This is a genomic window from Tsukamurella sp. 1534 (assembly GCF_000312385.1).
Lineage (GTDB): Bacteria > Actinomycetota > Actinomycetes > Mycobacteriales > Mycobacteriaceae > Tsukamurella.
Map to the genome: position 1 here is coordinate 616,647 of NZ_HE997626.1, position 24,100 is coordinate 640,746.

The following is a 24,100-nucleotide window of genomic DNA, read 5'->3' on the forward strand; positions in this document are numbered from 1 at the left end:
GAAGGGCAGTATGCCAAAGGGGAGGGCATCCGCACCGGATACCCTCCCCTTCGTCGACGTTGAGTTAGATCAGCGCGACTCGCGATGCGCCTGATGCGAGCCACAGTTCGGGCAGAACTTCTTCAGCTCCAGGCGATCGGGGTCGTTGCGCCGGTTCTTCTTGGTGATGTAGTTCCGGTGCTTGCACACCTCGCACGCCAAGGTGATCTTGGGGCGAACATCTGTCGATGAAGCCACGACGGTTCCTCTTTCACGATCGATATCAGTTGTAGCGGTGGGGGGGCTCGATCCCCCGACCTCACGATTATGAGTCGTGCGCTCTAACCAGCTGAGCTACACCGCCCTGAGCTATCAGCACATTGCACTGGTCTAGCGAGCCCCCTGACGGAATCGAACCGTCGACCTTTTCCTTACCATGGAAACGCTCTGCCGACTGAGCTAAGGGGGCCTGTCCCGGGCACCGTCACCGGCACTCCAGAAGCCTCAACGAGAGTACACACGGCGGAAGAGATTGAACAAATCCGCTGGTCACTGCCGTTGACAGCGCCCGACCCCCAGCGCTCTCACGCCGGGGGTCGGAGCTGGTGGCACGTGTAGGATTCGAACCTACGTAGGCGTAAGCCGACGGATTTACAGTCCGCTCCCATTGGCCGCTCGGGCAACGTGCCTTTCGCCGCCCTGAAGGGCAGCGGCGGTTAGAATACAACGCTCCCACGGGGGCTACGCAAACCCGCAGGTCAGCAAAGAAGGAGTCAACGGATGGCCGACTCGTCGTTCGACGTCGTGAGCAAGATCGATCGCCAGGAAGTGGCGAACGCCCTGAACCAGGCCTCGAAGGAGCTCAGCCAGCGATACGACTTCCGGGGCACGAACACCACCGTCGAGTTCTCGGGCGAGGACAAGGTCGTCATCACCTCCGACGCCGAGGAGCGCGCCAAGGCGGGCCTCGACGTGTTCCAGGAGAAGCTGATCAAGCGCGGCCTCTCGCTCAAGGCCTTCGACGCCGGGGACCCCGTCGCCTCGGGGAAGACGTTCAAGATCACCGGCACCCTCGTCGAGGGCATCACCAGCGAGAACGCCAAGAAGATCAGCAAGCTGATCCGCGACGAGGGCCCCAAGTCCGTCAAGGCGCAGATCCAGGGCGACGAGCTGCGCGTGACCAGCAAGTCGCGCGACGATCTGCAGTCCGTCCAGTCGCTCCTCAAGGGCGCCGACCTCGACATCGCGGTGCAGTTCGTCAACTACCGCTGACTCCCGGCACTGTGTTCATTCTCACCCGCGGGTCGGCTCTCCCCCACCGGGCGCCGATCCGCGGCTGAGGCGCCGCGTGCGCGGGAGGGCCTCGCCTAGGCCGTGAGGGACTGCAGGCGCGCGATGCGGTCGTCCAGCGGCGGCTGGGTGCGGAAGGAGCGGGTGTACCTCTCCCCCTCCCGGAACGGGAACACCATCATCGCGTGCGCGTGCACGCCGATCTCCGGTTCCGGCGGCAGCGGCGCGCACGCGACGCCGTCCTCGGTCTTGCGGAGCGCGCTGATCATCGCGGGCGGGTCGCCGGCGAGCAGTGCGCCCTCGTGGTCGGCCCGGTACTCGACGGTCCGCGACATCCCGAGGCGGATGAGCGCACCGGCGATCGGCGCGAGCACCGAGAGCATCGCCTCCACCACGCGGCTACGGCGCGAGCCCCCGTCGCCGAACCCGAGCAGGTAGCCGAACCCGGCGAAACCGCAGATCACGGCCCCGAGTGCGCCCGCGATCGACGAGGTCAGCGTGTCCCGGGAGCCGATCCGGGTGAGCGCGTGCGCGAGGGCGGCGCGCAGCTCCCGCTCGTCGAGCAGCTCCAGCAGCCCCTCGGTGCAGCAGACCGCGGCGTGCGACGGGCCGTGGCCCGCCGCGAACACGTTGGGCGCGGAGGTCGGCGACACGTACAGCGCCGGCATCGGCAGCCGCGCGACGGTGGAGAGCTCCCGCACCACGCGGAACAGGTGCGGCTGTTCGATCTCGGAGACCCGCCGCGCGTGCATGGCGCGCAACGGCAGCGACGGCCCCACGACGTACAGGTAGGCGCACAGGCCCGCGGCGAACACGATGGAGAGCAGGAACACCGTCTGCCCGAAGATCGCTCCGGTGGCCATGACGAAACCGGAGACGAGAGCCAGCAGCAGAACCGTGCGGATCTGATTGGCGTGGGCGTGCACTGGCGGGGCTCAGCCCAGACGCGCGACCGTGAACGTCACGAGCGATTCCAGGGACGTGCGTGCCTCGGACTCGGGCAGCTCGGCGAGCTCGGTGCGGGCGTCGTCGGCGTAGCCCTCGAGGATGACGCGGGCCTGTTTCATGCCGTCGGACCGGCCGAGCAGCTCGATCGCCTCGGCGACCAGCGCGTCGTCGGTGACCGGGCCGACGAGGATCGCGCGGAGGCGGTCACCGTCGGGCCCCGGGTCCCGGAGCGCGTGCAGGACGGGGAGGGTCCACACGCCCTCCCGCAGGTCGGTGCCGGGCGTCTTGCCGGACTGCTGCGCCACCGAGCTGATGTCGATGATGTCGTCGCTGATCTGGAAGGCCATGCCGATCGCGGCGCCGATGCGGTACATGCGCTGGGCGAGCTCCTCGGAGGCGCCGCCGTGCAGCGCGCCGAGCAGGCCGCAGGTGGCGATGAGGCTGCCGGTCTTGCCCCAGATGGTGTCGAGGTAGTGCTGCACCGGATCCGAGTCCTGCGCGCCCTTGAGCTCGAGCATCTGGCCGGTGACCAGCTCGCCGAAGCACTTCGCGATGACGCCGACGGCGCGCGGCCCGAGCTCTGCGCCGTAGGCGGAGGCGCGGGCGAACAGGTAGTCGCCGGCCAGGATCGCGATCGAGTTGCCCCACCGGGCGTTGGCCGACGGTGCGCCGCGGCGCGTGTCCGCCTCGTCCATCACGTCGTCGTGGTACAGCGTGGCGAGGTGGGTGAGCTCCATCGCGGCGGCGGCGGTGATCACCTGATCGGACGGCTGCCCGGCGATGCGGCCGGAGAGGACCGTGAACATGGGGCGGAACCGCTTGCCGCCGGCCTCGAAGAGGTGCAGGGCCTCCTCGATGACGCATCCGTGCGCCTCGGCGATGCCGTCGGCGATGACCCGCTCGACGCGGGCGAGGTCGGCACGGATCCCGTCCGCGAACTCGTCGGACCCCAGATCGACCCCGGCTACCGTCTTCTCCACGACCTCAGCCTAGCGGGCGGATCGCGGTGTGCAGCGCGACGATGCCGCCGGTGAGGTTCGTCCACGCCACGTCGCCCCAGCCCGCGTCGCGCACGATCTGCGCGAGGCGTTCCTGGTCGGGCCAGTTCTTGATGGATTCCGCCAGGTAGGCGTAGGCCTCGGGATTCGAGGATCCGCGGGCCACCACCTGGATCGCCTGCAGCGCGACGTTCTCATACAGCGAACGGAACGCGCCGTTGGTCGGGTTGGAGAACTCGCACACCACGAGCCGGCCGCCGGGCCGGACGACGCGGGCCATCTCGCTGAGGCCCGCCGCGGTGTCCTGCACGTTGCGCAGGCCGAAGGAGATGGTGGCGGCGTCGAAGGAGTCGTCGGCGAAGGGCAGCGCCATCGCGTCGCCCGCGACCATCGGCACCCGCCGGAAGGCGCCGGCCTGGAGCATGCCGGTGGAGAAGTCGCACGCGGCGGCCCAGGCGCCGGAGCGGGCGAGTTCCACGGTGGAGACGCCGGTGCCGGCGGCGAGGTCGAGCACCCGGTCGCCGGGCTTGAGTTGCAGCGCCTGCCGGGTGCGGCGGCGCCAGTAGCGGTCCAGGCCCCCGGTCATGAGCGTGTTGGTGCGGTCGTACCGGCGGGCGACACCGTCGAACATCGACGCCACCTCGCCGGGCCGCTTATCGAGGGAAGCCCTGGCCATACCCGAAAACTACACGACGGCGCGGACACCGCGGCCGGTGGCGGGCCGGGCGATGACGCTCTCGTAGTGACCGAACAGGGCGTCGCACAGTGCGGGCCAGGTGCGGGCCAGCACGGACTTGCGGGCGGCGTCGCCGAACCGGGCGCGCAGCGCCGGGTCGGCGAGGGTGTCGATGACGCCGGGGAGCAGGTCGGCGAACTCGCCGGTGGGCAGCAGGTAGCCGTTGCGGCAGTGCGACACCAGGTCGCGGGGGCCTCCCTGGTCCGGGGCGATCGACGGGACGCCCGACGCGAGGGCCTCCTGCACGGCCTGGCAGAAGGTCTCGTGCTCGCCGGGGTGGACGAACACGTCGAGGGAGGCGTACGCGGCGGAGAGGTCGTCGCCGCCCAGCTGGCCGGTGAACACCGCGCCGCCGGTTCCGGCGCCGAGCAGCTTCTCCAGCTTCGGCCGGTCGGGACCGTCGCCGACGATCACGAGCTGCACGTCGTCGCGGCCGGCGAGGCCCGCGAGGCGCTCGACGTGCTTCTCCGCGGCCAGCCGCCCCACGAATCCGACGACGAGCCGGTCGGGGCGGTCGCCGAGCCAGGAGCCTCGCAGGTCGTCGCTGCGGTGCGACGGGGCGAAGCGCTCGCCGTCGACGCCGCGGGCCCACGTCTTCACCCGGGGGATGCGGTGCGCCTCGAGGTCGGCGACGGAGGCCGACGACGGTGCCAGGGTCAGGTCGCACTGCTTGTGCATCTGCCGCGTCCACCACCAGGCCGCGCGCTCGAGCGGGCCGAGGCCGTAGGAGCCGGCGAACCCGGCCACGTCGGTCTGGAAGATCGCGACGGTCGGCACCCCGAGCCGCTTGGCCGCGGCGAGGCCGCCGGCGCCGAGGAAGTACGGCGAGGCGAGGTGCACCACGTCGGGCCGGAACTCGCGGAGGGCGTCGACCATGAGCATCCCCGGCTGGCCGATGGGCAGCGAGGAGATCCTGGGGAGCATCCGCGCGGGCACCCGGTGCACGGGGAAACCGAGGTGTTCGAGCGGGGCCGGGTCCTCCCCCGCGACGGTGTCGGGGGCGATGACGAGTGCCTCGGCGCCGGTCCGGCGGCAGTGTTCGAGCACCCGGAGCACCGAATTGGTCACCCCGTTGACGTTCGGCAGGAACGATTCCGCGACGATGGCGATACGCACGAGCCGAGTGTCACGCGGGACGGTGACCGTCAGGACTCCCGCCGGTTGTCCCGTCGCGGAACGGCAGGTGAACTTTCCTGCGCCGGGGTACCGGTGTCGCCGTCGGCGCGGCGGTGCGCGACGGCGAGCAGCACCATGACCGAGCCGATCACGAGCCAGGTCCCCACGGCGACGGACGCGGCGGGCAGCACGGCGACGGCGGCGGTGCGGCCGGCCACGCGCACGAGTTCGGGGTCGGCGCGGTTGTATTCGACCTGGATCCGGTCGCCGATGGTGAGGTCGCTGGGGTACAGCACGCCGAGCGGCGGGTTGTGGTTCACGCCGTCGGGTGTGTAGAAGCTGATCGTCGAGCGGGTGGGACTCGCGGACAGCACCTCTGCGGTCACGGAGCCGAGGTCGCGCTCGATGGCCTTGTCGTCGCGCCACGCGGCGAGCACCAGGATCGTGCACAGGACGGTGATGAGGATCGCGGCCCACAGCAGCACCCATTGGATGCGGCGCAGCACCACCCGGCTCACCGGCCGCCCCCGGTGATGCCGGCGCGCATTCCGGCGTGCAGGGCGCGGAGGCCGGCACGTTCGGTGCGCACCTCGACCACCTGGAACCGGCCACCGGCCCCGTCCGCGGTGGCGAGGGCGGCGAGTTCGCCCAGCTCGGCGAGCCGGTAGGGCACGCCGTAGGCGGCGCACAGCGAGCCGATGTCGGTGCCGTGCGGGGTGCCGAAGACGCGGGCGGCGGCACCGTCGTACTCCGCCCCGGAGTACCGCTCCTCGCCCTGTTCCAGCAGGTTGAAGATGCCCCCGCCGTTGTCGTTGGCGACCACGATCGTGAGGTTGTCGGGGCGGGGCTCGTGCGGCCCGATGAGCAGCCCGGACGCGTCGTGCACGAAGGTCAGGTCCCCCATCAGGGCGACGGTGCGCCGACCGGGCGCGGCGAGCGCGGCGCCGACGGCGGTGCTGACGGTGCCGTCGATGCCGGCGACGCCGCGGTTGGAGAGCACGCGGACGCCGGTCGGCAGGTGCCCGGCGAGGGCCACGTCGCGCACGGGGTTGGAGGCGCCGACCACCAGCTGGTCGCCGTCGGCGAGGGCGGCGCACACCGCGCGCGCCACGTGCAGGCCGGTGACGGGGCCCTCGTCGAGGCCGCGGGTCACGGCGGCGCGGGCGGCGGTGTCGGCGGCGGCGCAGCGCTCCAGCCACGCCGGGTCGGGCTCGCCGACGGGCACCACGCGGGTACCGGTGGCGGCGACGTTCCCGGAGACGTCGGGCCAGCGGGGGCCGGTGGTGACCGCGTAGACGGTGACGTCCGGGTCGGCGAGGAGGGCGCTGACCTCGCGGTGCAGGGTGGGCCGGCCGCAGATGATGGCCTGGGTGGGCTTGAGCGCGGAGAGCGCCCACGGGTGCAGCTGCCGGGGCGCGATCTCGGCGCTCGCCTGGAGCGCGGTGGGTTCGGCGACGGTGGGGAGGCCACGCAGTGCCGGGTTGGGGCCGGCGCCGTGGCCGGCGATGACGACGGTGTCGGGGCTGAGGTCGATGGGCAGCGGCACGTCGAGGGTGGCGACGGGCGCGACGGTCCAGGGGCCCCCGTCGGGCCGTCCCTGCGCGAGTTCGGGCGACGGGTCGTCGGGCACGAGGGGTTCGCGGAGCGGGATGTCGAACTGGACGGGGCCGGCGTTGCCGGTGCGGGCGCCGCGGGCGGCGGCGAGCGCGCGGCAGACGGCGCTGCGCCACTGCGAGTTCCGGTCCAGGCCGGGCTCGGCGAGGCCGAGGCTGAGGGCCGCACGCACCTGGGTGCCGAAGATGCCGAACTGTTCGACGGTCTGGTTGGCGCCGGAGCCCAGGAGCTCGTACGGCCGGTTCGCGCTCACCACGAGCAGCGGCACGCGGGCGTAGTTGGCCTCGAACACCGCGGGGCTGAGGTTCGCGACGGCGGTACCGGAGGTCATGATCACGGCGACGGGCCTGCGCGCGGCGGCGGCGAGCCCCACCGCGAGGAAGCCGGCGGTGCGCTCGTCGATCCGCACGTGCAGCCGCAGTTCGCCGCGCTTGTCGGCGGCGTGCGCCGCGAAGGCGAGCGGCGCGTTGCGGGAGCCGGGGCACAGCACCACGTCGGTGACGCCGCCGCGCACCAGTTCGTCGACGATCACGCGTGCTTGGAGCGTCGACGGGTTCGGACTGTGCATGGCGACCACTTTACGACCGCGCGCCGGGGCGCACCGTCATCCGTCGGCCAGCTTGGCGAGCACGGGGGCGGCGAGGAGGAGCACGCCGCGTTCGAGTTCGGTGAGTCGCTCGTCCATGACGGAGTCGAGCCAGTCGTTGCGGGCGTCCCGGTCCGCCTCGACGACGGCCCGGCCGGCGGGGGTGAGTTCGACGAACTGCCGGCGACGGTCCGCGTCGTCGCGGCGGCGGCGGACGAGGCCGTCGGCGGCGAGGGCGTTGAGGGCGGGGGTGAGGGTCTGGGCGCGTACGCGGTGCGCCTCGCCGAGTTCGGCGGGGGTCGCGGGGCCGCCGCGGTCGAGGCCGCCGAGGATCGCGTACTGGGTCTCGGTGAGTTCGGTGGGGCGACGGTGCGCGCGCAGCTCCCGGACCAGGGCGTGGACTGCGTAGCGGAGTTCGCCGACATCGGACATACCAAGATTTTACTTCATACTTTTGATCGTTTCGCGAGTTGCCACGCCCGATTCGGAAGCGAATACTTGTGAGCGTGCGCAGCCTTCCCGCCTCCCTCCCGACCGGCCTCGGCCGCTGGGCCGTGCTCGCCGCGGCGTCCTGCCTGGCGGCGGCGGGGCTCGGGGCGGCCGGCGTGCCGAGCGCCGCGCTGTTCGCGGCGCTGCTGTGCGCGGCGGCGATGGCGCTGGCTGGCCGCTCCCCCGGCGACGTGCCTCGCCCGCTGCAGCTGGGCGCGCAGGCGGTGCTGGGCGCCTACATCGGCACGCTGATGCAGGCGCACACCGTCGCGGCGCTGGGCTCGCGGTGGCCGGCGGCGCTGCTGGTGGGTTTCGCGACGCTCCTGCTCTCGGTGGCGGCGGGCGCCCTGCTCGGGCTGCGGCGCGACACCGATTCGATCACCGGGTCGCTCGCGCTGGTGGCGGGCGGCGCCTCCGGGCTGGTGGCGATCGCGCGCGAGCTGGGCGGCGACGAGCGGACCGTCGCGGTGGTGCAGTACCTCCGGGTGGGCCTGGTGACGGTGTCGCTGCCGCTGGTGGCCGCCCTGTATCCGCACGTCGCGGGGGCGGGGTCGATGATGGACGACGGCCCGGGCCGGCCGTGGTGGTTCGACCTCGTGTTCACGGCGGTCTGCGTGGGCGCCGGGTTGCTGATCGGCCGGTGGACGAGGCTCCCGGCGGGCGGGCTGTTGGGACCTCTACTGATCTCGGCGACGGGGTCGCTGACGGGCGTGGCGTCGGGCGCGACGGTGCCCGCGGCCCTGGTGTTCGCGGGGTACCTGGTGATCGGCTGGCAGGCCGGGGTGGGTTTCACCCGGGAGTCGCTGCGGTCGATGGCGCGGCTGCTGCCGTGGGCGACGCTGCTCATCGTGGCGCTCGGCGCGGTCTGCGCGGGGCTGGGGTTCGCGCTGTCGGCGATGACGGGGGTCTCCGCGCTCGACGGGTACCTGGCCACCACCCCGGGCGGCATCTACGCGGTGCTCGCGGTGGCCGCGTCGTCGAACGTGGACATCACCTTCGTGGTGGCGGCGCAGTTGATCCGCGTGGTCCTCATGCTGTTCCTCGCCCCCGCCGCGGCCCGCGGCTTCCGGCGCCTGCGCTCGTCGCGCCGCTCCGAGGAGGAGTCCGTCACCGTCGATGCGTGAGTCGTGGGCGTCGCGCCGCGGCCTGCAGCACGATCGGCCGCGGAGGCACGCCTCCGGAGGTATGACTAGCCTGGGTTCATGAGCACCGCGGGAACCCGGGAATTCGACCTCATCGTCTTCGGCGCCACCGGCTTCGTCGGGGAGCTGACGGCCAAGCACCTGGCGGCGCACGCGCCGGCGGGCGTGAAGATCGCGCTCGCGGGGCGGACGCAGGCGAAGCTGGAGAAGCTGCGCGACTCACTCGGCGCGGGCGCACAGGACTGGGGCGTCGTGGTCGCCGACGTGGACAAGCCGTCGACCCTCGACGCGATGGCCGCCCGCACGACCGTCCTCTGCAGCACCGTCGGCCCCTACGCCCTGTACGGCGAGACCGTGGTGGGCGCGTGCGTGAACGCCGGGACGCACTACACGGACCTCACCGGCGAGGTGCTGTTCGCGCGACGGTCCATCGACAAGTACCACGAGCAGGCGGTGGCGAGCGGTACGAAGATCGTGCATTCCTGCGGGTTCGATTCCATCCCTTCCGATCTCGGCACGTTCCTGGTGTACGAGAAGGCGCAGGCCGACGGCGCCGGCACCCTCGGCTCCACGACCCTGGTGATCCGTTCCCTCCGCGGCGGCGCCAGCGGCGGCACCATCGCGTCGGCGATCGGGCTCGCGGACGAGGTGGCGGCGGACAGGGAGGCGCGGCGGATCGCGGGGCGCCCGCATTCGCTCACCGTGGATCCGGCGCGGGAGACGCCGTCGCAGCCGGGCGACCTGTCGGTGGTGGACGCGTCCACCGTGGACCCGTCGCTGCGCGGCTCGCTGGCCCCGTTCTTCATGGCCAGCTACAACACTCGCGTGGTGCGCCGCTCGAACGGCCTGCTGGATTTCGCGTACGGCCCGGACTTCAGCTACCGGGAGACGATGGCGATCCCCGGCCCGCCGATCGTCTCGAAGATCGGCTCGCACGTGGTGCAGGGTGCGCTCGCGGTCGGCATGGGCGCCCTCGCGATCAAGCCGCTGCGCCCGGTGCTCGACAGGATCCTGCCGCAGCCCGGCGAGGGCCCCAGCGAGAAGTCGCAGGCGAACGGCTCCTTCATCGCCGACGTCTACACCCGCACCACCGGCGGGCGGCGCTACCGCTCGACGATCGGCGCGAAGCTCGATCCCGGCTACAGCGGGACCGCGGTCATGCTGGGCGAGTCCAGCCTGGCCCTCGCGCTCGACGGTGACCCCGCGCGCGGCGGCGCGGCGCTCCCGGATCGCGCGGGCGTGCTCACGCCCGCGGTCGCGATGGGCGACGCTCTGGCGGATCGTCTTCGCGCGCAGGGCTTCACGGTCGAGGTCGACGAGCTGAGCTGACGCACTCCGCCCGTCAGGCGAGCGCCAGAAAGAGCTTCTCCAGCTTCTGCCGGTCGACGTTCTCGGGCCCCTCGGTCACGATGCAGTGCTGCAGGCCGGTGGCCACGAGGGCGTAGCCGCTGCGGCTGAGCGCCTTGTTCACGGCGGCGAGCTGGGTGAGCACGTCCTCGCACTCCTCCCCCTCCTCCAGCATGCGGATCACCGTGGCGAGGTGGCCGTGCGCCCGCTTCATCCGGGTGACGACGGGCTTGGCGTCCTCGTCGGGGATCCTCACCGGCCGGCCTCGGGCTCGAGGGCGGCGAGCATCGTCGACAGGCGCTCGCGGGCCTCCCCGGCGACCTCGGCGAGGGCCTCGGTGCCGGTGAACTCGGGCATCACGTTCGGGTCCATGACCTCGACGAGCGAGCCCTCGCCGGCGGCGCTGACCACCACGTTGCACGGCAGCAGCGCCGCGACGCGCGGGTCGACTCCCAGGGCCACGTGGGCGAGCTGCGGGCGGCAGGCGCCGAGGATCACCTTGGCGGGCACGTCCACGTCGAGCTTCGCCTTGAGCGTGGCCGCGATGTCGATCTCGGTGAGGATGCCGAAACCGACCTCCGCCAACTCGTCGCGCACCCGCTGCACCGCCTCCGCGTACGGCGCGGCGATCGTCCTGCTCATGGTGAATTCGGGCATCCCTCTTCCCTTCTCCTCGGCATCGATGGGCTCCAGCCATCATTGCATAACCCCCCAGGGGGATGCTAGGTTCGTCGTGAAACGCCACAGAACCGAACAAGGATTCCCCACGATGTGCCACGCAGTCCGCTGCCGCACCTGCGGCAGGACCACCTGGGCCGGGTGCGGCTCCCACGTCGACGCCGTGCGGGCGACGGTGCCGGCCCGGGACTGGTGCCCCGGCCATACGCAGGAGACGCCCACCCCGCCCCGCAAGCGGTCCTGGTTCCGCTGACGAGGATCGAGGCGCTCCAGCCCCTTCCAGGGAGCGCGCCCCGTCGTTAGCCTGAGGTGATGGCTATCGACGAACGCCTCCTGCACCGCCTGGCCGAGGGCTACGGATCGTTCGCGGCGGACAACGCCGCATCGGCCGATCCCGGCTACGTTCCCACCGACGTGCGCGAGACCATCGCCCTGCTCGCCGACGCCTGCCCCGGCGCCGCCGAGGCCGCGCGCCGGAGCTACATCGACCGCGTCCGCCTGAACCGGCCCGCGGACGTCTCGCCCGAGACCGCGGCGGCGCTGGCCGACGCGCTCACCCCGGCAGCCTCCTGACCGCGGACCGTCGGCACAGCGATCCGGATCAGGCGTCGATGCGGGCGAAGGGGCGGATCTCCTCGACCTCGTAGGCGAGTTCGAGGAGCGTCGCCTCGGTGCCCGCGGGCCCGGCGAACTGCGCCCCGAGCGGCAGGCCGGCGGAGTCGATGCCGCAGGGTACGGAGATCGCGGGGCCGCCGCTGACGTTGTTGAGCGGGGTGATCCCCACCATCGCCACGGTGCGCGCCATGAACTCCTCGAACGGCTGCCCCGGATCGAGGTGACCGATCCGCGGGGTGGGCCGGGTCATGGTGGGCGACAGCATCGCGTCGACGCCGCGCTCGACGAACATCCGCTCGTAATCGCCCTCGACGGCGCGCAGCCGGCGGATCGCACCGGGGATCGCCAGCGCGGAGCGCCGCCCCGCGCGCAGCAGGCCGCGCGTCACGGGATCGAGTGCGGCGCGGTCGATCCGCCCGCGCGCGGCGGCCGCCGAGCCGGCCACCTCGAGAGCCGCGAGCAGGCCCCAGTAGGTGAGGAAGTCGGTGACGAAGCCGCCGTCCAGGTGCAGGTCGCGCATCGACAGCTCGACGATCTCGTGCCCCTGCGCCGCGAGTTCCTCGGCGAGGGAGCGCACCGGCGCGAGGCACGCCTCGTCGATGCCGTATTCGGTGACGGACTCGGTGACCAGCCCGATCCGGCGGCGACGACCGGGCCCGGAAACGTGCCCGACGGGTGGCAGCGCCGAATTCCGTTGGTGCCGTTCGGCGGCGGCGAAGTAGCGTGCGGTGTCGCGCACCGTGCGGGTGAGCACGCCCTCGCTGACCACGTTGACGGGCAACACCTTCAGCTCGGGGGCGCCGACGGTGCGCCCGCGGGTGCCCTTGAGCCCGACGAGGCCGTTGAGCGCGGCGGGGATCCGGATCGAGCCGCCGCCGTCGTTGCCGTGCGCGATCGGCAGCGCGCCGGACGCCACCAGCGCCGCCGCACCCGAGGAGGAGCCACCCGCCGTGTACCGGGTGTCCCACGGGTTCCGCACGGGCGCACGGCCGTCCGCGAACTCGGCGCTCGCGGTGAGGCCGTACTCCGGCATCGCCGTGGACGCGAGCACGTTGAGGCCGGTGGCGAGGAACTGCTCGGCGACGGGACCGGACTTCGCCGCAGGGGCGTCCGGCAGGGCCGCGGAGCCGATCGTGGTGGGCAGGCCCGCGAACGGGGTGTTCTCCTTGATCGCCGACGGGACGCCGTGGAACGCGGCGCCCCGCGGCGCCCGGACCCCCGCCCCGCGGGGCGCGCCCCACCAGCGGACAGCGCCGACCTCGGCGTCGACGGCCCGCATCCGGGCCACGGCGGCATCGGCCGCGTCGGCGGCGGAGAAGGCGCCCGCGTCGATCGCGGCGGCCACGGCGGTCGCGTCCAGCGTGCCGAGCACGTCGTCGGCGACCGCGTGGACGCGGCACGACGAGGCGGTGATGTCGGTGGTCATGGCTGCCCCTCCCCGGCCCCGCGGCCGAGTCTGTACAAAGTTACAGACTCGACGATAGCCATAGTCTGTAACTTTGTACAGACTTCCTGCGCGGCCTAGACTCGCGACCGTGGAGGAGCGCAGACACCGGCAGAGCACGCTCGAACGCAGGCGCGCCCTCATCGACGCCGCGGTCGAGATCGTCGCCGAGACGGGCTACGCGTCGGTGACGCACCGCGCCGTCACGGCGCGCGCCGGCCTGCCCACCACGTCCATCGGGTACTTCTTCGCCTCGATCGACGAGCTCACCGTGGAGGCGATGCGGACCTTCGTCGCCGAGGAGTTCGACCGACTGGACGCGCTGTCCACTCAGCTCGCCGACGCCGACGCGACGCCCGACCAGGTGATCGCGGCATTCGCGGCATCCGCGGCCGCGCGGAACCCGGAATCGCTGGCGCTGCTGGAGGCGTACCTGCGCGCCGCGCGGGATCCGGAGTCGCGCGCCGTGGTCGCCGAGTACGTCGAAGCCGCCGATCGGGTGGCGCTCGCCGCGGCCGCTCTGGCCGGGACCGAGGCGACGCCCGCGCAGGCCCGGGGCGTCGTCGCGCTCATCAACGGCTTCACCGCGATCGACTCGGCGCTGCCCGAGCACGCGGACACCGCCCTCCGGACCAGCGCGTTGCGCACGCTGCTGATCGGGGCGCTGTTCGAGCAGGGCGACGAGGACGGCGCGCGCCACCTGCGCGACCTCCCCCGGCCGTGACGGGCGCCGCTAGGCCGGCGGCGCCCCGTCCTGCGCCACCTTCGTGGTGTCGCGCGCGGCGATGAGCTCGGCCACCTTCTGCTGCCCGCCGCGGATCATCGCCGAGTAGCCCGCGGCCTCCTGCTGCGGATCGTCGAGCGCGAAATCGAAGTCGCGGCTGGTCTGCAGCTTGTCGGCCGCCTCCTCGAACCGGCCCTGCCGGCGGTACCCGTCGGCAAGGTTGAGGTAGAGCGACGGCATGAACCCGGCGACGGACATCGTGGGATGGATGGCCTGCAGCTCCGCGTCCGAGACGTGCAGGGACTCGGCCAGGGAGAGCTCGTCCCACTCGACCTCCACGCCGAGGTCCTCCTGCGCGTCCGCGATGAAGTGCGCGGCGATGCACCTGGCGGCGTGGTCGGAGGGGTCGATCCCGGCCCACAGCGCGTCCAGCGCCGCCTTGCGATCCTCGGGGTCACCGGTCAGCGCGGCGCCCAGCTCGGTCATCAGGTTCTCCATGCCCCGGACCATAGACGCCACCACCGACATTGTCAGTACGCCCGGCGTCATCGCGCATTCCCGCACCGCACAGGGCGCGTAGTACTAGAAAGGAACGGGTGAAACGAATACTGGCGTCGGTCGTCGCCGTGATCGCGATCGCCGTCGCGGGCGCTCCCCCGGCGCAGGCGGCGGACCCCGAGGCCGCGATCGCGCGCGGCATGACCCTGTTGGGCACCGACACCTTCGGCGAGTACGGCTGCGAGGACTTCGTAGACTTCGCCTACGGCCGCACCACCGCGACCGGCATACCCCGCGATCACGCCCGCTCGTTCTACGAGGCGCTGGCCGCCAAGGGGCGCGGCCACCCGGACCTGCCGGCACCGCGCGGCGCACTGGTGTTCACGCAGAGCGACTACGGCTATCACGTGGACATCTCGCTCGGGAACGGCCGCTACCTCAGCGGCGCGGTGCAGGGGCTCAAACGGGGCTGGGGCGACGGCAGCCAGATCCAGATCATCGACAGCCCGAACCCGCGGCCGCACCGCCTGCTGGGCTGGGCCTACGCGCCCTGGCCCTGAACCATCACAGGAGGGCGTGACACCGCCGCAGCCTGTCCAGCCACCAGTCCCGACGGTCCCCGGTCACCTCGACGGCGGCGATCTCCCGCTCGGCCGGGGCGACGGTGGCGACCCGCAGCGCACCGTCGGTCAGCGGGTGGCTTCCGAGGTCCTCCGTGAAGAAGCCTCCCGTCCCGAGGCCGGCGGCATTGCCCTCGGGAATGCTTGCGGCGGCCGCGATCCCGGCGGAGAGTCCGACGGCGGTGTCCAGTGCGGAGGAGACGGTGACCCGCACTCCGGCGGCGGCGCGGAGGGCGGCGGCCACGTCGAGCACGGCGCGGACCCCGCCCAGCGGGGCCACCTTGACCACCGCCACGTCGGCGGCGCCGAGTTCCGCGACGCGCATGGGATCGCTTGCACGGCGGATGGATTCGTCGGCCGCCACATCGCACGCGCCCGCCAGGAGGCCGCGCAGCTCGGCGAGCTCCGGCGCCGTGCGGCAGGGCTGTTCGGCGTAGTCCAGCGGACCGTCGTCGAGGAGGCGCGAGATCGCCTCGTGGGCCTCCGGCACGGTCCACCCGCCGTTCGCGTCCACCCGGATGTCTCCGCCGGGCAACGCCTTCCGCACGGCGGCGACCCGGGCGAGGTCGTCGGCGAGCTCCTGCCCCTTCTCGGCGACCTTGATCTTCGCCGTGCGGCAGCCGGGGAACCGTTCAAGAACCGACGCGACCCGCTCGGCGGGGACCGCGGGCACGGTCGCGTTCACGGGGACGACGGTGCGCAGCGGTGCGGGGAAGCCGACGTGCGCGGCCTCGATCCCGGCGCGCAGCCAGTTCGCGGCCTCGGCGTCGTCGTACTCCTCGAACGCGCCGAACTCGCCCCAGCCGGCGGGGCCGCGGAACACCACCGCCTCGCGGGCGGTGATGCCGCGGAAGCGCACCCGCATGGGCAGGCGCACCACGCGGGCGGTCGCGAGCAGGTCGTCGAGGTCCACCACCACGCCGTCCAGCCTAGGCCCGCTCGCCCTCCCTGTCGTAGCGGTAGAAGCCCTCGCCGGTCTTGACGCCCAGGCGGCCGCTGTCGACGTACTCGTGCAGCAGGCGGCGCGGCCCCTCCGGGAGGTGGGGATCCTCTGCGGCGTAGTGGTTCTCGATGTCGAGCACCACGTCGAGCCCGACACCGTCCATCATCGCGAACGGGCCGGCAGGCATGTGCCAGTTGGCCTTGAACATGCCGTCCACGTCCTCCGGGGTGGCGACGCCCTCGGCGACCACGGCCAGGGACTCGCGCTTCACGGCGGCCCAGATCCGGTTGAAGATGAAGCCGGTGCTCTCCTTCTTGGCCTCGAAGGGCAGCACCCCGAACTCGGGGAGCACCGCCTCGAGGGTGTCGAGCACCTCGCGCGCCGTCTCGCCGTCGGACATCAGGTCCACGGCGTTGGCGCGCGGGGGCATGTAGAAGTGCATGTTGCAGAACCGGCTCTTGTCGGCGATCTTCTCGTTCATGAGGCGCGAGGCGTACGACGAGGAGTTGGTGGCGAGGATCGCGTCCGCCGGTGCGAGGGAATCGATCTCGCCCCACAGCGGGATCTTGATGTCGAGCCGCTCGGGCACGGCCTCCACGACGAGCCAGGCACCGTCGAGCGCGGAGGCCAGGTCGCCGGCCGCGACGGCCCGCCCCACGGCGCCCGCGCGACCGTCGGCCACCAGCCCCGGGAGGGTCTCGGCGACGTAGTCGACGGCGGCCTGCGCCTGCTCGGCGTTCGGGTCGTGGATGCGGACCTCGCCGCCGCGGCTGCAGAACATCAGGGCGATGCGGCGGCCGAGGGTGCCGGCGCCGACGACCGCGACGGGGCGGTGCTTGATCGTGTCGAAGGTGTGGGAGTAGCTCATGCGCGGGCCTCCTCGGGTACTGCGGTCGTGTGGAGTGCGGTGATTCCGGATATCGGGGTGCCGAGGTCGGCGAACACCTCGGTGGCGCCGTCGGCGAGGGCGACGCGGTGGATGCGGCCGCCGAGGTCGGAGACGTAGGCGAGGCCCGCGGCCTCGTCGACGATGAGCCCGATGGCCTCGGCGAAGCCGCCGGCGAGGATCTCGGGTCCGGTGCCGCGCGCGCCCGGGCCGGGCAGCGGCGCCCGGTTGAGGGTGTTGCCCGCCGGCTCGGCGCCGCGGTCGGTCCAGTACAGGCGGTCGCCCACGATCTCGAGGTCGATGGGCTCCGGGAGCCCGTCCCACAGCACCTCGATGTCGGTGCGGGTCCCGGGCGACTCCCCGGCGGGGAGTTCGAGCCCGGCGCGCAGGATCCGGCCACGCCCTCCCTTCGCGGGCCCCTTCTGTGTCCAGTACAGGTGCCCGCGTGCGGGATCCACGGCGACGCCGACGCATTCGGCCATCCGGTCGGGCTGCGGCGCGTTGACGACGAGGTCGGTGCGGCCGGTGCCGTCCACGCGCACGCTGCTCACGCGACAGCCCTCGCGATCGCCCCAGTAGAGCCGGCCGGCCCCGTCGGTCGCGAGCTGCTTGCCGGTGGTGACGGCGCCCGGTTCGGTGAGGTCGCGGACGTCGCCGCCGTCGAGGTCCGCGGTGTGCACACCGCCGGTACGGGCGGAGTAGTCGAGGCGGCCCTCGCCCTCCCCGTCGCCGACCTCGGGCCGGCCCATGGTGGTCCAGTACAGGCGGCCGCCGGACACGACCACACCGTCGGGGCTCTCCCCGCGGGCGCCGCGCCGGACCGTGGTGACGGCCCCGTCGGGCGCGACGCGGAAGATCTCGCTGCTGCGCACCCCGAGCGCGATAATTAATTCGATCACTTAACTAATTCTACGCCGTGGACCACGCCGCCCCAACCCTCTCGGGCCGACCGGAACAGTAAGGTCGGTCACGTGACTTTCAACCCGGAGCTGTGGCAGCCGGTCCCCGGATTCGAGGACCTCACCGACATCACGTACCACCGGCACAAGGAGCAGGGCACCGTCCGCGTCGCGTTCGACCGGCCCGAGGTGCGCAACGCGTTCCGGCCGCACACCGTGGACGAGCTGTACGCGGTGATGGACCACGCGCGGCGGTCGGCCGACGTGGGCGCGGTGCTGCTCACCGGCAACGGACCCGCGCCGAAGGACGGCGTGTGGTCGTTCTGCTCCGGCGGCGACCAGCGGATCCGCGGCCGCAGCGGCTACCAGTACGCCACGAGCCACGACTCCGACGTCGAGGCCGCGACCGCGGACGGCGTCGACGAGGTCCGCACGAAGGCCGAGGGCGGACGGCTGCACATCCTCGAGGTGCAGCGGCTCATCCGGTTCATGCCCAAGGTCGTGATCGCCCTGGTCAACGGCTGGGCCGCGGGCGGCGGGCACTCGCTGCACGTGACCTGCGACCTGACGCTCGCGAGCCGCGAGCACGCGAGGTTCAAGCAGACGGACGCGGACGTCGGCAGTTTCGACGGCGGCTACGGCAGCGCGTACCTCGCCAAGCAGGTGGGCAACAAGTTCGCCCGCGAGATCTTCTTCCTGGGCGACGTCTACAGCGCCGAGGACATGCACCGCATGGGCGCCGTGAACCGCGTCGTCGACCACGACCGGCTGGAGGACGTCGCCCTGGAGTGGACGGCCAAGATCCTCGGCAAGAGCCCCCAGGCGCAGCGGATGCTGAAGTACGCCTTCAACCTTCCCGACGACGGCCTCGTCGGGCAGCAGCTGTTCGCGGGCGAGGCCACCCGCCTGGCGTACATGACCGACGAGGCGGTGGAGGGCCGGGATTCGTTCCTGGAGAAGCGCTCCCCCGATTGGTCGCCCTTCCCCTGGTACTACTGACCGCTACCGGTCGGTGAGCGCGACCTGCTTGCGCAGCGTCTCCCAGAACGGCTCCGCCGGCCCGACGGTGCGCACCACCACCGTCGCGTTCCGCACGGTGACGTAGGCGACGCGTTCGTCGCCCGCGGAGTCCCAGTACAGGCGCGGGGCGAACCTGGCGAGATCGGCGGGGGCCGCCACCGGGCGGAAGGTCCGGTCGCCGGTGGAGCAGCGATCCAGCAGGTCGCCGAGCTGCGCACCGGCGGGCGCCGAGAGCGCCGCGACCATGAGCGTGAAGCGGTCGCGCTGCGCGGACGCCTCCCGGCTCTGCGCGCCGCGGGTGGCCGTGGCCGCCGCGGCGGTGGCGTCGAGGCACCGCGCGGACGTGTCGCCCGACGGGACCATCGCGACCTCCCCCGACTGCACCTTGGTCCGGTAGCCGGTGTACCCGGCGGGCAGGTCGGCCGCGGTCAGCACGGCGGGCGGAGGCGCTGCCGACGCCGGCCCGGGAGCCGCGAGAGCCCCGATGACCAGTACCGATGCCGCCCCGATGAGCGTCGATCGCACGCTGCGAGCCTTCATGTCCTCAGTCCGTTCGTCGTTCCATGGTGCGCTACCACGCATCTCTCATTGTGTTAGTCGCAGCATCGACGCGGAACTGCACGCGCACGTGGCGATAATCACCCTTATGCGCGGTCTACGCTGACGCCATGCCGGGATGTGTCTTCTGCGCGATCATCGCGGGCGAGTCGCCGGCGGCGGTCGTCCACGAGGACGACGACCTGATCGCGTTCCTCGACGCGCGACCACTCAGCCGCGGCCACACGCTCGTGGTCCCGAAACGGCACGCGTCCGGATTGTCCGAGCTCGACGGTGCGCTCGGCGCCCGCATGTTCGCGCTGGGGCACCGTCTGGCCCTCGCCGCGCGCGACGGGGCGCTGCGCGCCGACGGCGTGAACCTCGTCGTCAACGACGGGCGGGCCGCGTTCCAGACCGTCGATCACGTTCACCTGCACGTGGTTCCGCGTCACGCCGGAGACAAGAGGTCCGTGGTCGGCAGGTTCCTCCGGCGCCGGCCACGCACGTCCGACGATGCCGCCGCCCTCCTGCGGGACGCCCTGCGATCCTCGCCGTGACGCCGCGCGGAACGCCGCCCCGGAGGTAGCCTCGGGACAGTCGTCGTGAGGAAGAGCAATGAAACGCGGACTCCGCGCCGCGGCCGCCGTCACCGTCGGCCTCGGCATGATCGCCGGCGGCGGCACGGCCGGCGCCGCCCCGAAGGACACCCTCGAACTCCGGAAGGCGACGCTCGTCGCCGGACCGCCCTCGGCCCCGCCGTGCACGATCGTCCCGCAGCACCCCGCGCCGGGCGACCGCTACCGCGCGTGCGGCCCCGACGGGCGCTCGGTGTTCGACCTGTCCGCGGCGTACGTCGCCACGACGCCGCGGGACGCGAAGGCCGTGCGGACCCCGTCGGGCTCGTGGGTCGTCGAGGTCACGCTCGCGCCGGGCGCGAGCGAGGCGGTCCGCCGCGCCACCGCCCGGCTGCGCGGATCGCAGATGGCGATGGTGCACGAGGGCCGGGTGATCAGTGCGCCGCTCGTCCAGGAACCCGTCGACGGTCCGCGCCTGCAGATCGGCGGCTCCTTCGACCAGAAGGCCGCGGTCCAGCTGGCGACCGAACTCAAGGGCTGATCCCCGGCGCGAGCACGGCCCGCACCCGGCGGTCGCGCGGCGGTATCGTGCGTACATGACAGTCGTTTCCATTAGCACCGAGCTGCCGCTGCCCGCCGCGAAGGCCAGGACGATGGCGGCGGTGCCCGACGTGATGCTGTTCGTGCTGGCCCCCGTGCTGTCGTTCGACATGCGCGAGGCGCCGCCCCCGGGCGTCCCCGTGGAGCCGGGTTTCACGGCGCGGGGCCGCGTGCGGTGGCTCGGAGTGATCCCCACCTGGACCCACGAGATCAGCGTGCGGCGGCTCGACGAACGGGAGATCTACACCAACGAGCGCGGCGGGCCCGTGCGGGTGTGGAATCACCGCCTCACGTTCGAGCCGCTCGGGCCCGACCGGTGCCGGTACACCGACGAGGTCGAGGTGGAGGACGGTGCGCGTGGCGCGCTCGCGGCACTGTTCGTGCGCGCGATCTTCCGCCACCGCCACCGCCGCTGGCGGACCCTCGCGGCGGCGGTATCGGCCACCGAGTGACGTGGGTCGGCCGCCCGAACCGGCGCGCGCCTACTCCTCGACCACCCGGAAGTGGAAGGTGGTGCGGCCCAGGGTGAGTGCGTCACCGTCGGACAGGGGGAGCAGGCCGGACACCCGGCGCTCCCCGACGAAGGTCCCGTTGGAGGACTGCAGGTCGCGCACGGAGAACCCGCTCACCGAGCCGGTGATGACGGCGTGCTCGCGCGAGACCTTGGTGTCGTCGATGCTGACGTCGTTGTCCGGGAGGCGGCCGAGGCGCACCTCGCCGTGCACCTCGTGCTCCGTGCCGTCGGGCGCGGTGAGCACACCGCGGGGCCCCACCGACTCGGCGGCGGCGTCGGTCTCGGTCTTCTCGAACGCGCGGCCCGAGGCCTGCTGCGGGCGGGCCTGCGCGAACGCCATCGGCTCCTGCCGCAGCACCTTGCCCTCCAACTCCACGAGGGCGGGAGTGGGATCGGCGCCCAGCTCGTCGGCCAGGGTGCGGCGCAACTCGCGGGCGGCCTCGAGCGCATCGGCCTGCCGGCCCGTGACGTACAGCGCCGTGATCAACTGGCCCCAGAGCGGCTCCTGCAGCGGGTGCTCCGACACCAGCCTGCGCAGGTCCCCGATCACGGACCCCGCGCGTCCCGCGGCGATCTCCGCGTCGTACATCGCGGACTGCACCGCGGCGCGCTCCTCCGCCATGCCGATCGCGAAGTTGTCGGCGAACTGCAGCCCGCGGAGGTCGGCCACCGCATCGCCGCGGAACTCGGCCAGGGCGGACGCGAACATCAGCGACGCCTGGTCGTACCGGCCGGCGGCCGCGAGCTCGGCGCCCCGTCGACGGGCCGAGTCGAACCGGCCCACGTCGGACTGCTCGGGCTCGAGATCGAGGCGGTAGGTGGAACCGGAGGTCACCAGCAGCGCGTCGAGGCCCGAGCCGGCGCCGGGCCCCCGGAGCGCCTTGCGGAGGCCGCTCACGAACACCTGGAGGCTGGCCCGTGCCGATGCGGGCGGGTTGCCATCCCACACCTGCTCGCTCAGCGAGTCGACGGTGACCGCCCGCCCGCGATTCATCACCAGGAGCGCGAGGACCGACCGGGGCTTCACGCCCGACACCTCGTTGGGCGCCCCGTCGACGGACAACGAGACCTGGCCGAGCACCCGGATATCCAATGTCGCCATGCGCGAATAGTAGTCGTGACGCGTCATCCGCCATCGCAGGGTACACGCAAAATCGGGATATTTCGGACACAGCCCGGAAGCCACTCGCCAACCCCTGTATGAACATCAGATGAACTATGATCCGGTTCGTAGGAAGCTGCAGGTCAGAAGGATGTCAGGCGCATCTCACCCGTTTGGTGGAATGCCCCTCCGGGCCGCAAGATTCTCGTCATGAACAGCGAACTGATCATCTTGCTGTTGGTGATCGTGACGGCGCTCGCCTTCGACTTCACCAACGGCTTCCACGACACGGGCAACGCGATGGCCACCTCCATCGCGACCGGTGCCCTGAAGCCGAAGACCGCGGTGAGCCTGTCGGCCATCCTCAACCTGGTGGGCGCGTTCCTGTCGGTCGAGGTCGCGCTGACCGTCACCAACGCGGTGATCAAGATCCAGAACAAGGACGGTTCGCCCAAGGCGGAGTTCACGGCCGATCACGGACGCGCACTGCTCATCATCGTTCTCGCCGGCCTCATCGGCGGCATCGTCTGGAACCTGCTGACCTGGCTGCTGGGCCTGCCCAGCTCCAGCTCGCACGCACTGTTCGGCGGCATGATCGGCGCTGCGATCGCCGCCCTCGGCACCGGTGGCGTGGTCTGGATCGGCCAGGGCAAGCTCGACGGTGTCATCGGCAAGGTCGTACTCCCCGCACTGTTCGCCCCGGTCGTCGCCGGCATCGTGGCCGCGGTCGGCACGTTCCTCATCTTCAAGATCGTCGCCGGCGTCGCCGAGCGCTTCACCAACGAGGGATTCCGCTGGGGCCAGATCGGCACCGCCTCGCTCGTCTCGCTGGCGCACGGCACCAACGACGCGCAGAAGACCATGGGCGTGATCACCCTGGCCCTCATCGGCTACAGCGCCGGCACCCCCGAGGCCAGCGGCAGCTTCCTGTTCTGGGACGACACCCACGGCGTCCCGCTGTGGGTGAAGTTCTCCGCCGCGGCCGCCATCGCGCTCGGCACCTTCCTCGGCGGCTGGCGCATCATCCGCACCCTCGGCAAGGGCCTCATCGAGATCAGCGCCCCGCAGGGCATGGCCGCCGAGGCCTCCTCGGCCACCATCATCCTGGTGTCCAGCCACCTCGGCTTCGCCCTGTCGACCACCCACGTCGCGACCGGCTCCATCCTCGGCTCGGGCGTCGGCAAGCCCGGCGCCAAGGTGCGCTGGAACGTCGCCGTGCGCATGGTGGCCGCCTGGCTGATCACCCTCCCCGCCGCCGCCGTGGTCGGCGCCGTCATGTGGGTCGTCGCCGCCAAGATCCCCGGCCTCGCCGGCCCCGTGGTCGCCTTCGCCGTCCTCTGCGCGCTCTCCGGCTACATGTACTGGCGCGCACAGCAGCAGAAGGTCGACTCCAAGAACGTCAACGCCGAGTGGGACGACGAGACCAACTCGGTCGCGCCCACCGCCGCCGCCGAGAAGATTGCGAAGGTCTAAGACATGGAAACCATCTCCCTCGCCCTCGACGCGGTGTGGAAGGTCCTGCTCGTGGGACTCGTCCTCGGCGCCGGCCTCCCCGCCCTCTTCGCAGTCGGCGTCCGCGGCCTGGCGATCGGCAACGGCCACGAGCAGGAGGACGGCACCGTCCACAAGCCGAACCCGATGGGCAACGCGCTCGCGGCCATCGCCTTCCTCATCGTGATCGTCGCGGTGGTGCTGGGCGTCGCGATGATCGTGGCCTCCGGCTTCAAGTACGAGCTCACCTTCGACAACATCTACCCGTGGTTCGAGAAGAAGTAGGGGCGGAACGCATGAGCACCGACAACACCCAGGACAACGTCCTCGCGCAGGTCCTCGACTGGCTCCGCGCCGGCTACCCGGAGGGCGTCCCGCCGAAGGACTACTTCCCGCTGCTCGCACTCCTCAAGCGGTCCCTGACCGACGACGAGACCGACGCCGTGATCGGCCGCCTGCTGGCCGTCCGCCCGGACGAGGTGCACAAGGACGAGATCGAGGCCGCGATCACCAAGGTGACGCAGACCGAGCCGAGCGACGAGGAGCTGCATCAGGTGGCCGCCAAGCTGGCCGCCGGCGGGTGGCCGCTCACCGGCTTCACCAGCGCACACGCCGGCTGATCATTCGCTACGCCGTTGAATGAACGGCCCGCCGACCCCCTATCCTTGAGGGCAAGGGTAGGGGGTCGTCCCCTAGGTACACGGAGGTG

Annotated in this window: 31 protein-coding genes and 3 tRNA genes; 14 read left to right on the forward strand and 20 right to left on the reverse strand. The window is 72.2% G+C overall.

Annotated features, from left to right (window positions below; translation table 11 throughout):
* Positions 1–69: 69 nt before the first annotated feature.
* The 4 genes from rpmG to BN39_RS03115 all read right to left on the reverse strand — a co-directional run bounded on the left by rpmG (position 70) and on the right by BN39_RS03115 (position 668).
* Positions 70–237 (reverse strand): 50S ribosomal protein L33, encoded by a 168-nt coding sequence (gene rpmG, locus BN39_RS03100; RefSeq protein WP_013125415.1) that lies wholly within the window; start codon positions 235–237, stop codon positions 70–72.
* Between the two features lie 32 nt (positions 238–269).
* Positions 270–343: transfer RNA gene (locus BN39_RS03105), tRNA-Met, on the reverse strand.
* A gap of 32 nt (positions 344–375) precedes the next feature.
* Positions 376–448: transfer RNA gene (locus tag BN39_RS03110), tRNA-Thr, on the reverse strand.
* 134 nt (positions 449–582) lie between these two features.
* Positions 583–668, reverse strand: a tRNA-Tyr gene (locus BN39_RS03115).
* Positions 669–759: 91 nt separating this feature from the next.
* Between BN39_RS03115 and BN39_RS03120 the strand changes: the two genes are divergently transcribed.
* On the forward strand, positions 760–1,251 hold the full coding sequence (locus tag BN39_RS03120; protein WP_019200895.1) for a YajQ family cyclic di-GMP-binding protein: 492 nt from the start codon (positions 760–762) through the stop codon (positions 1,249–1,251).
* Between the two features lie 95 nt (positions 1,252–1,346).
* On the opposite strand, the gene BN39_RS03125 is transcribed toward BN39_RS03120, so the two are convergent.
* Genes BN39_RS03125 through BN39_RS03155 form a run of 7 tightly spaced genes read right to left on the reverse strand, consistent with a single transcriptional unit; the run spans position 1,347 to position 7,699 of the window.
* Positions 1,347–2,195, reverse strand: coding sequence for a M48 family metalloprotease (locus BN39_RS03125; RefSeq protein WP_019200896.1), 849 nt, complete (start codon positions 2,193–2,195; stop codon positions 1,347–1,349).
* Positions 2,196–2,204: 9 nt separating this feature from the next.
* Complete coding sequence (locus tag BN39_RS03130; RefSeq protein ID WP_019200897.1) at positions 2,205–3,197, reverse strand: polyprenyl synthetase family protein; 993 nt, start codon at positions 3,195–3,197, stop codon at positions 2,205–2,207.
* A 4-nt stretch (positions 3,198–3,201) separates the two neighbouring features.
* On the reverse strand, positions 3,202–3,891 hold the full coding sequence (locus tag BN39_RS03135; RefSeq protein WP_040765784.1) for a demethylmenaquinone methyltransferase: 690 nt from the start codon (positions 3,889–3,891) through the stop codon (positions 3,202–3,204).
* Between the two features lie 9 nt (positions 3,892–3,900).
* Positions 3,901–5,067: a glycosyltransferase family 1 protein gene (locus tag BN39_RS03140; RefSeq protein WP_019200899.1), complete on the reverse strand. Its 1,167-nt coding sequence runs from the start codon at positions 5,065–5,067 to the stop codon at positions 3,901–3,903.
* 29 nt (positions 5,068–5,096) lie between these two features.
* The gene (locus BN39_RS03145; RefSeq protein WP_019200900.1) at positions 5,097–5,585 is read right to left on the reverse strand and encodes a DUF3592 domain-containing protein; all 489 of its coding nucleotides are present in this window, start codon (positions 5,583–5,585) and stop codon (positions 5,097–5,099) included.
* Entirely contained in the window at positions 5,582–7,249 is a 1,668-nt protein-coding gene (gene menD, locus BN39_RS03150; protein ID WP_040766470.1) for a 2-succinyl-5-enolpyruvyl-6-hydroxy-3-cyclohexene-1-carboxylic-acid synthase, read from the reverse strand. Before menD ends, BN39_RS03145 begins: the two co-directional genes overlap by 4 nt.
* A gap of 36 nt (positions 7,250–7,285) precedes the next feature.
* Positions 7,286–7,699, reverse strand: coding sequence for a MarR family winged helix-turn-helix transcriptional regulator (locus tag BN39_RS03155; RefSeq protein WP_019200902.1), 414 nt, complete (start codon positions 7,697–7,699; stop codon positions 7,286–7,288).
* Between the two features lie 74 nt (positions 7,700–7,773).
* Here BN39_RS03155 and BN39_RS03160 point away from each other — a divergent pair, with 74 nt between their 5' ends.
* Positions 7,774–8,880: an AbrB family transcriptional regulator gene (locus BN39_RS03160; RefSeq protein WP_040766472.1), complete on the forward strand. Its 1,107-nt coding sequence runs from the start codon at positions 7,774–7,776 to the stop codon at positions 8,878–8,880.
* Between the two features lie 78 nt (positions 8,881–8,958).
* Positions 8,959–10,227, forward strand: a complete 1,269-nt coding sequence (locus BN39_RS03165) for a trans-acting enoyl reductase family protein (protein WP_019200904.1) — start codon at positions 8,959–8,961, stop codon at positions 10,225–10,227.
* 13 nt (positions 10,228–10,240) lie between these two features.
* Here the strand turns inward: BN39_RS03165 and BN39_RS03170 are convergent, their stop codons facing one another.
* Positions 10,241–10,501, reverse strand: a complete 261-nt coding sequence (locus BN39_RS03170; protein ID WP_019200905.1) for a metal-sensitive transcriptional regulator — start codon at positions 10,499–10,501, stop codon at positions 10,241–10,243.
* Positions 10,498–10,902, reverse strand: coding sequence for a DUF302 domain-containing protein (locus BN39_RS03175; RefSeq protein ID WP_019200906.1), 405 nt, complete (start codon positions 10,900–10,902; stop codon positions 10,498–10,500). The genes BN39_RS03170 and BN39_RS03175 overlap by 4 nt, the downstream gene beginning before the upstream one ends.
* A gap of 112 nt (positions 10,903–11,014) precedes the next feature.
* On the opposite strand from BN39_RS03175, the gene BN39_RS23650 reads away from it, so the two are divergent.
* Both BN39_RS23650 and BN39_RS03180 read left to right on the forward strand, forming a co-directional pair.
* Positions 11,015–11,176, forward strand: coding sequence for a hypothetical protein (locus BN39_RS23650; RefSeq protein ID WP_192814832.1), 162 nt, complete (start codon positions 11,015–11,017; stop codon positions 11,174–11,176).
* 59 nt (positions 11,177–11,235) lie between these two features.
* On the forward strand, positions 11,236–11,496 hold the full coding sequence (locus BN39_RS03180; RefSeq protein ID WP_019200907.1) for a hypothetical protein: 261 nt from the start codon (positions 11,236–11,238) through the stop codon (positions 11,494–11,496).
* 28 nt (positions 11,497–11,524) lie between these two features.
* On the opposite strand, the gene BN39_RS03185 is transcribed toward BN39_RS03180, so the two are convergent.
* Positions 11,525–12,964 (reverse strand): amidase, encoded by a 1,440-nt coding sequence (locus tag BN39_RS03185; protein WP_019200908.1) that lies wholly within the window; start codon positions 12,962–12,964, stop codon positions 11,525–11,527.
* Between the two features lie 109 nt (positions 12,965–13,073).
* Here BN39_RS03185 and BN39_RS03190 point away from each other — a divergent pair, with 109 nt between their 5' ends.
* A complete protein-coding gene (locus BN39_RS03190; protein ID WP_019200909.1) occupies positions 13,074–13,706 on the forward strand; it encodes a TetR/AcrR family transcriptional regulator in 633 nt (210 codons plus the stop codon).
* A 9-nt stretch (positions 13,707–13,715) separates the two neighbouring features.
* Here the strand turns inward: BN39_RS03190 and BN39_RS03195 are convergent, their stop codons facing one another.
* Positions 13,716–14,204: a hypothetical protein gene (locus tag BN39_RS03195; RefSeq protein ID WP_202803282.1), complete on the reverse strand. Its 489-nt coding sequence runs from the start codon at positions 14,202–14,204 to the stop codon at positions 13,716–13,718.
* 98 nt (positions 14,205–14,302) lie between these two features.
* Between BN39_RS03195 and BN39_RS03200 the strand changes: the two genes are divergently transcribed.
* Positions 14,303–14,764 carry a C40 family peptidase gene (locus tag BN39_RS03200; protein WP_019200911.1) on the forward strand — a complete coding sequence of 154 codons (462 nt, stop codon included), beginning with the start codon at positions 14,303–14,305 and terminating at the stop codon, positions 14,762–14,764.
* 4 nt (positions 14,765–14,768) lie between these two features.
* Here BN39_RS03200 and BN39_RS03205 read toward each other — a convergent pair whose 3' ends face one another.
* Genes BN39_RS03205 through BN39_RS03215 form a run of 3 tightly spaced genes read right to left on the reverse strand, consistent with a single transcriptional unit; the run spans position 14,769 to position 17,552 of the window.
* Positions 14,769–15,743 (reverse strand): o-succinylbenzoate synthase, encoded by a 975-nt coding sequence (locus tag BN39_RS03205; RefSeq protein WP_019200912.1) that lies wholly within the window; start codon positions 15,741–15,743, stop codon positions 14,769–14,771.
* Between the two features lie 10 nt (positions 15,744–15,753).
* Entirely contained in the window at positions 15,754–16,635 is an 882-nt protein-coding gene (locus BN39_RS03210) for a 3-hydroxyacyl-CoA dehydrogenase family protein (protein WP_019200913.1), read from the reverse strand.
* Positions 16,632–17,552 (reverse strand): hypothetical protein, encoded by a 921-nt coding sequence (locus BN39_RS03215; RefSeq protein ID WP_086010258.1) that lies wholly within the window; start codon positions 17,550–17,552, stop codon positions 16,632–16,634. The genes BN39_RS03210 and BN39_RS03215 overlap by 4 nt, the downstream gene beginning before the upstream one ends.
* A 72-nt stretch (positions 17,553–17,624) precedes the next feature.
* Between BN39_RS03215 and BN39_RS03220 the strand changes: the two genes are divergently transcribed.
* Entirely contained in the window at positions 17,625–18,551 is a 927-nt protein-coding gene (locus BN39_RS03220) for a 1,4-dihydroxy-2-naphthoyl-CoA synthase (protein ID WP_019200915.1), read from the forward strand.
* 3 nt (positions 18,552–18,554) lie between these two features.
* On the opposite strand, the gene BN39_RS03225 is transcribed toward BN39_RS03220, so the two are convergent.
* On the reverse strand, positions 18,555–19,097 hold the full coding sequence (locus BN39_RS03225) for a hypothetical protein (RefSeq protein WP_148281402.1): 543 nt from the start codon (positions 19,095–19,097) through the stop codon (positions 18,555–18,557).
* Between the two features lie 143 nt (positions 19,098–19,240).
* Here BN39_RS03225 and BN39_RS03230 point away from each other — a divergent pair, with 143 nt between their 5' ends.
* The 3 genes from BN39_RS03230 to BN39_RS03240 are packed head-to-tail and all read left to right on the forward strand — an operon-like array spanning position 19,241 to position 20,736.
* The gene (locus BN39_RS03230) at positions 19,241–19,666 is read left to right on the forward strand and encodes an HIT family protein (protein ID WP_019200917.1); all 426 of its coding nucleotides are present in this window, start codon (positions 19,241–19,243) and stop codon (positions 19,664–19,666) included.
* A gap of 58 nt (positions 19,667–19,724) precedes the next feature.
* Complete coding sequence (locus BN39_RS03235) at positions 19,725–20,225, forward strand: hypothetical protein (RefSeq protein ID WP_040765787.1); 501 nt, start codon at positions 19,725–19,727, stop codon at positions 20,223–20,225.
* Positions 20,226–20,280: 55 nt separating this feature from the next.
* Positions 20,281–20,736: a hypothetical protein gene (locus BN39_RS03240; RefSeq protein ID WP_040765790.1), complete on the forward strand. Its 456-nt coding sequence runs from the start codon at positions 20,281–20,283 to the stop codon at positions 20,734–20,736.
* Between the two features lie 30 nt (positions 20,737–20,766).
* Here the strand turns inward: BN39_RS03240 and BN39_RS03245 are convergent, their stop codons facing one another.
* Positions 20,767–21,900, reverse strand: a complete 1,134-nt coding sequence (locus BN39_RS03245; RefSeq protein ID WP_040766480.1) for a BTAD domain-containing putative transcriptional regulator — start codon at positions 21,898–21,900, stop codon at positions 20,767–20,769.
* 210 nt (positions 21,901–22,110) lie between these two features.
* On the opposite strand from BN39_RS03245, the gene BN39_RS03250 reads away from it, so the two are divergent.
* Genes BN39_RS03250 through BN39_RS03260 form a run of 3 tightly spaced genes read left to right on the forward strand, consistent with a single transcriptional unit; the run spans position 22,111 to position 24,011 of the window.
* Positions 22,111–23,373 carry an inorganic phosphate transporter gene (locus BN39_RS03250; protein WP_019200920.1) on the forward strand — a complete coding sequence of 421 codons (1,263 nt, stop codon included), beginning with the start codon at positions 22,111–22,113 and terminating at the stop codon, positions 23,371–23,373.
* Positions 23,374–23,376: 3 nt separating this feature from the next.
* A complete protein-coding gene (locus BN39_RS03255; protein WP_019200921.1) occupies positions 23,377–23,676 on the forward strand; it encodes a hypothetical protein in 300 nt (99 codons plus the stop codon).
* Positions 23,677–23,687: 11 nt separating this feature from the next.
* Positions 23,688–24,011, forward strand: coding sequence for a DUF3349 domain-containing protein (locus tag BN39_RS03260; protein ID WP_019200922.1), 324 nt, complete (start codon positions 23,688–23,690; stop codon positions 24,009–24,011).
* The last annotated feature ends 89 nt before the right edge of the window (positions 24,012–24,100 follow it).

What these genes read in the sequence shown, in the direction of transcription:
- BN39_RS03195 (WP_202803282.1), bottom strand. Translation starts at nt 14,204, where the DNA reads ATGGAGAACCTGATGACCGAGCTGGGCGCCGCGCTGACCGGTGACCCC.
- BN39_RS03155 (WP_019200902.1), bottom strand. Translation starts at nt 7,699, where the DNA reads ATGTCCGATGTCGGCGAACTCCGCTACGCAGTCCACGCCCTGGTCCGG.
- BN39_RS03235 (WP_040765787.1), top strand. Translation starts at nt 19,725, where the DNA reads ATGAAACGCGGACTCCGCGCCGCGGCCGCCGTCACCGTCGGCCTCGGC.
- BN39_RS03250 (WP_019200920.1), top strand. Translation starts at nt 22,111, where the DNA reads ATGAACAGCGAACTGATCATCTTGCTGTTGGTGATCGTGACGGCGCTC.
- BN39_RS03185 (WP_019200908.1), bottom strand. Translation starts at nt 12,964, where the DNA reads ATGACCACCGACATCACCGCCTCGTCGTGCCGCGTCCACGCGGTCGCC.
- BN39_RS03240 (WP_040765790.1), top strand. Translation starts at nt 20,281, where the DNA reads ATGACAGTCGTTTCCATTAGCACCGAGCTGCCGCTGCCCGCCGCGAAG.
- BN39_RS03245 (WP_040766480.1), bottom strand. Translation starts at nt 21,900, where the DNA reads ATGGCGACATTGGATATCCGGGTGCTCGGCCAGGTCTCGTTGTCCGTC.
- BN39_RS23650 (WP_192814832.1), top strand. Translation starts at nt 11,015, where the DNA reads ATGTGCCACGCAGTCCGCTGCCGCACCTGCGGCAGGACCACCTGGGCC.
- BN39_RS03210 (WP_019200913.1), bottom strand. Translation starts at nt 16,635, where the DNA reads ATGAGCTACTCCCACACCTTCGACACGATCAAGCACCGCCCCGTCGCG.
- BN39_RS03175 (WP_019200906.1), bottom strand. Translation starts at nt 10,902, where the DNA reads ATGCCCGAATTCACCATGAGCAGGACGATCGCCGCGCCGTACGCGGAG.
- BN39_RS03260 (WP_019200922.1), top strand. Translation starts at nt 23,688, where the DNA reads ATGAGCACCGACAACACCCAGGACAACGTCCTCGCGCAGGTCCTCGAC.
- BN39_RS03255 (WP_019200921.1), top strand. Translation starts at nt 23,377, where the DNA reads ATGGAAACCATCTCCCTCGCCCTCGACGCGGTGTGGAAGGTCCTGCTC.
- BN39_RS03120 (WP_019200895.1), top strand. Translation starts at nt 760, where the DNA reads ATGGCCGACTCGTCGTTCGACGTCGTGAGCAAGATCGATCGCCAGGAA.
- menD (WP_040766470.1), bottom strand. Translation starts at nt 7,249, where the DNA reads ATGCACAGTCCGAACCCGTCGACGCTCCAAGCACGCGTGATCGTCGAC.
- BN39_RS03135 (WP_040765784.1), bottom strand. Translation starts at nt 3,891, where the DNA reads ATGGCCAGGGCTTCCCTCGATAAGCGGCCCGGCGAGGTGGCGTCGATG.
- BN39_RS03165 (WP_019200904.1), top strand. Translation starts at nt 8,959, where the DNA reads ATGAGCACCGCGGGAACCCGGGAATTCGACCTCATCGTCTTCGGCGCC.
- BN39_RS03180 (WP_019200907.1), top strand. Translation starts at nt 11,236, where the DNA reads ATGGCTATCGACGAACGCCTCCTGCACCGCCTGGCCGAGGGCTACGGA.
- BN39_RS03230 (WP_019200917.1), top strand. Translation starts at nt 19,241, where the DNA reads ATGCCGGGATGTGTCTTCTGCGCGATCATCGCGGGCGAGTCGCCGGCG.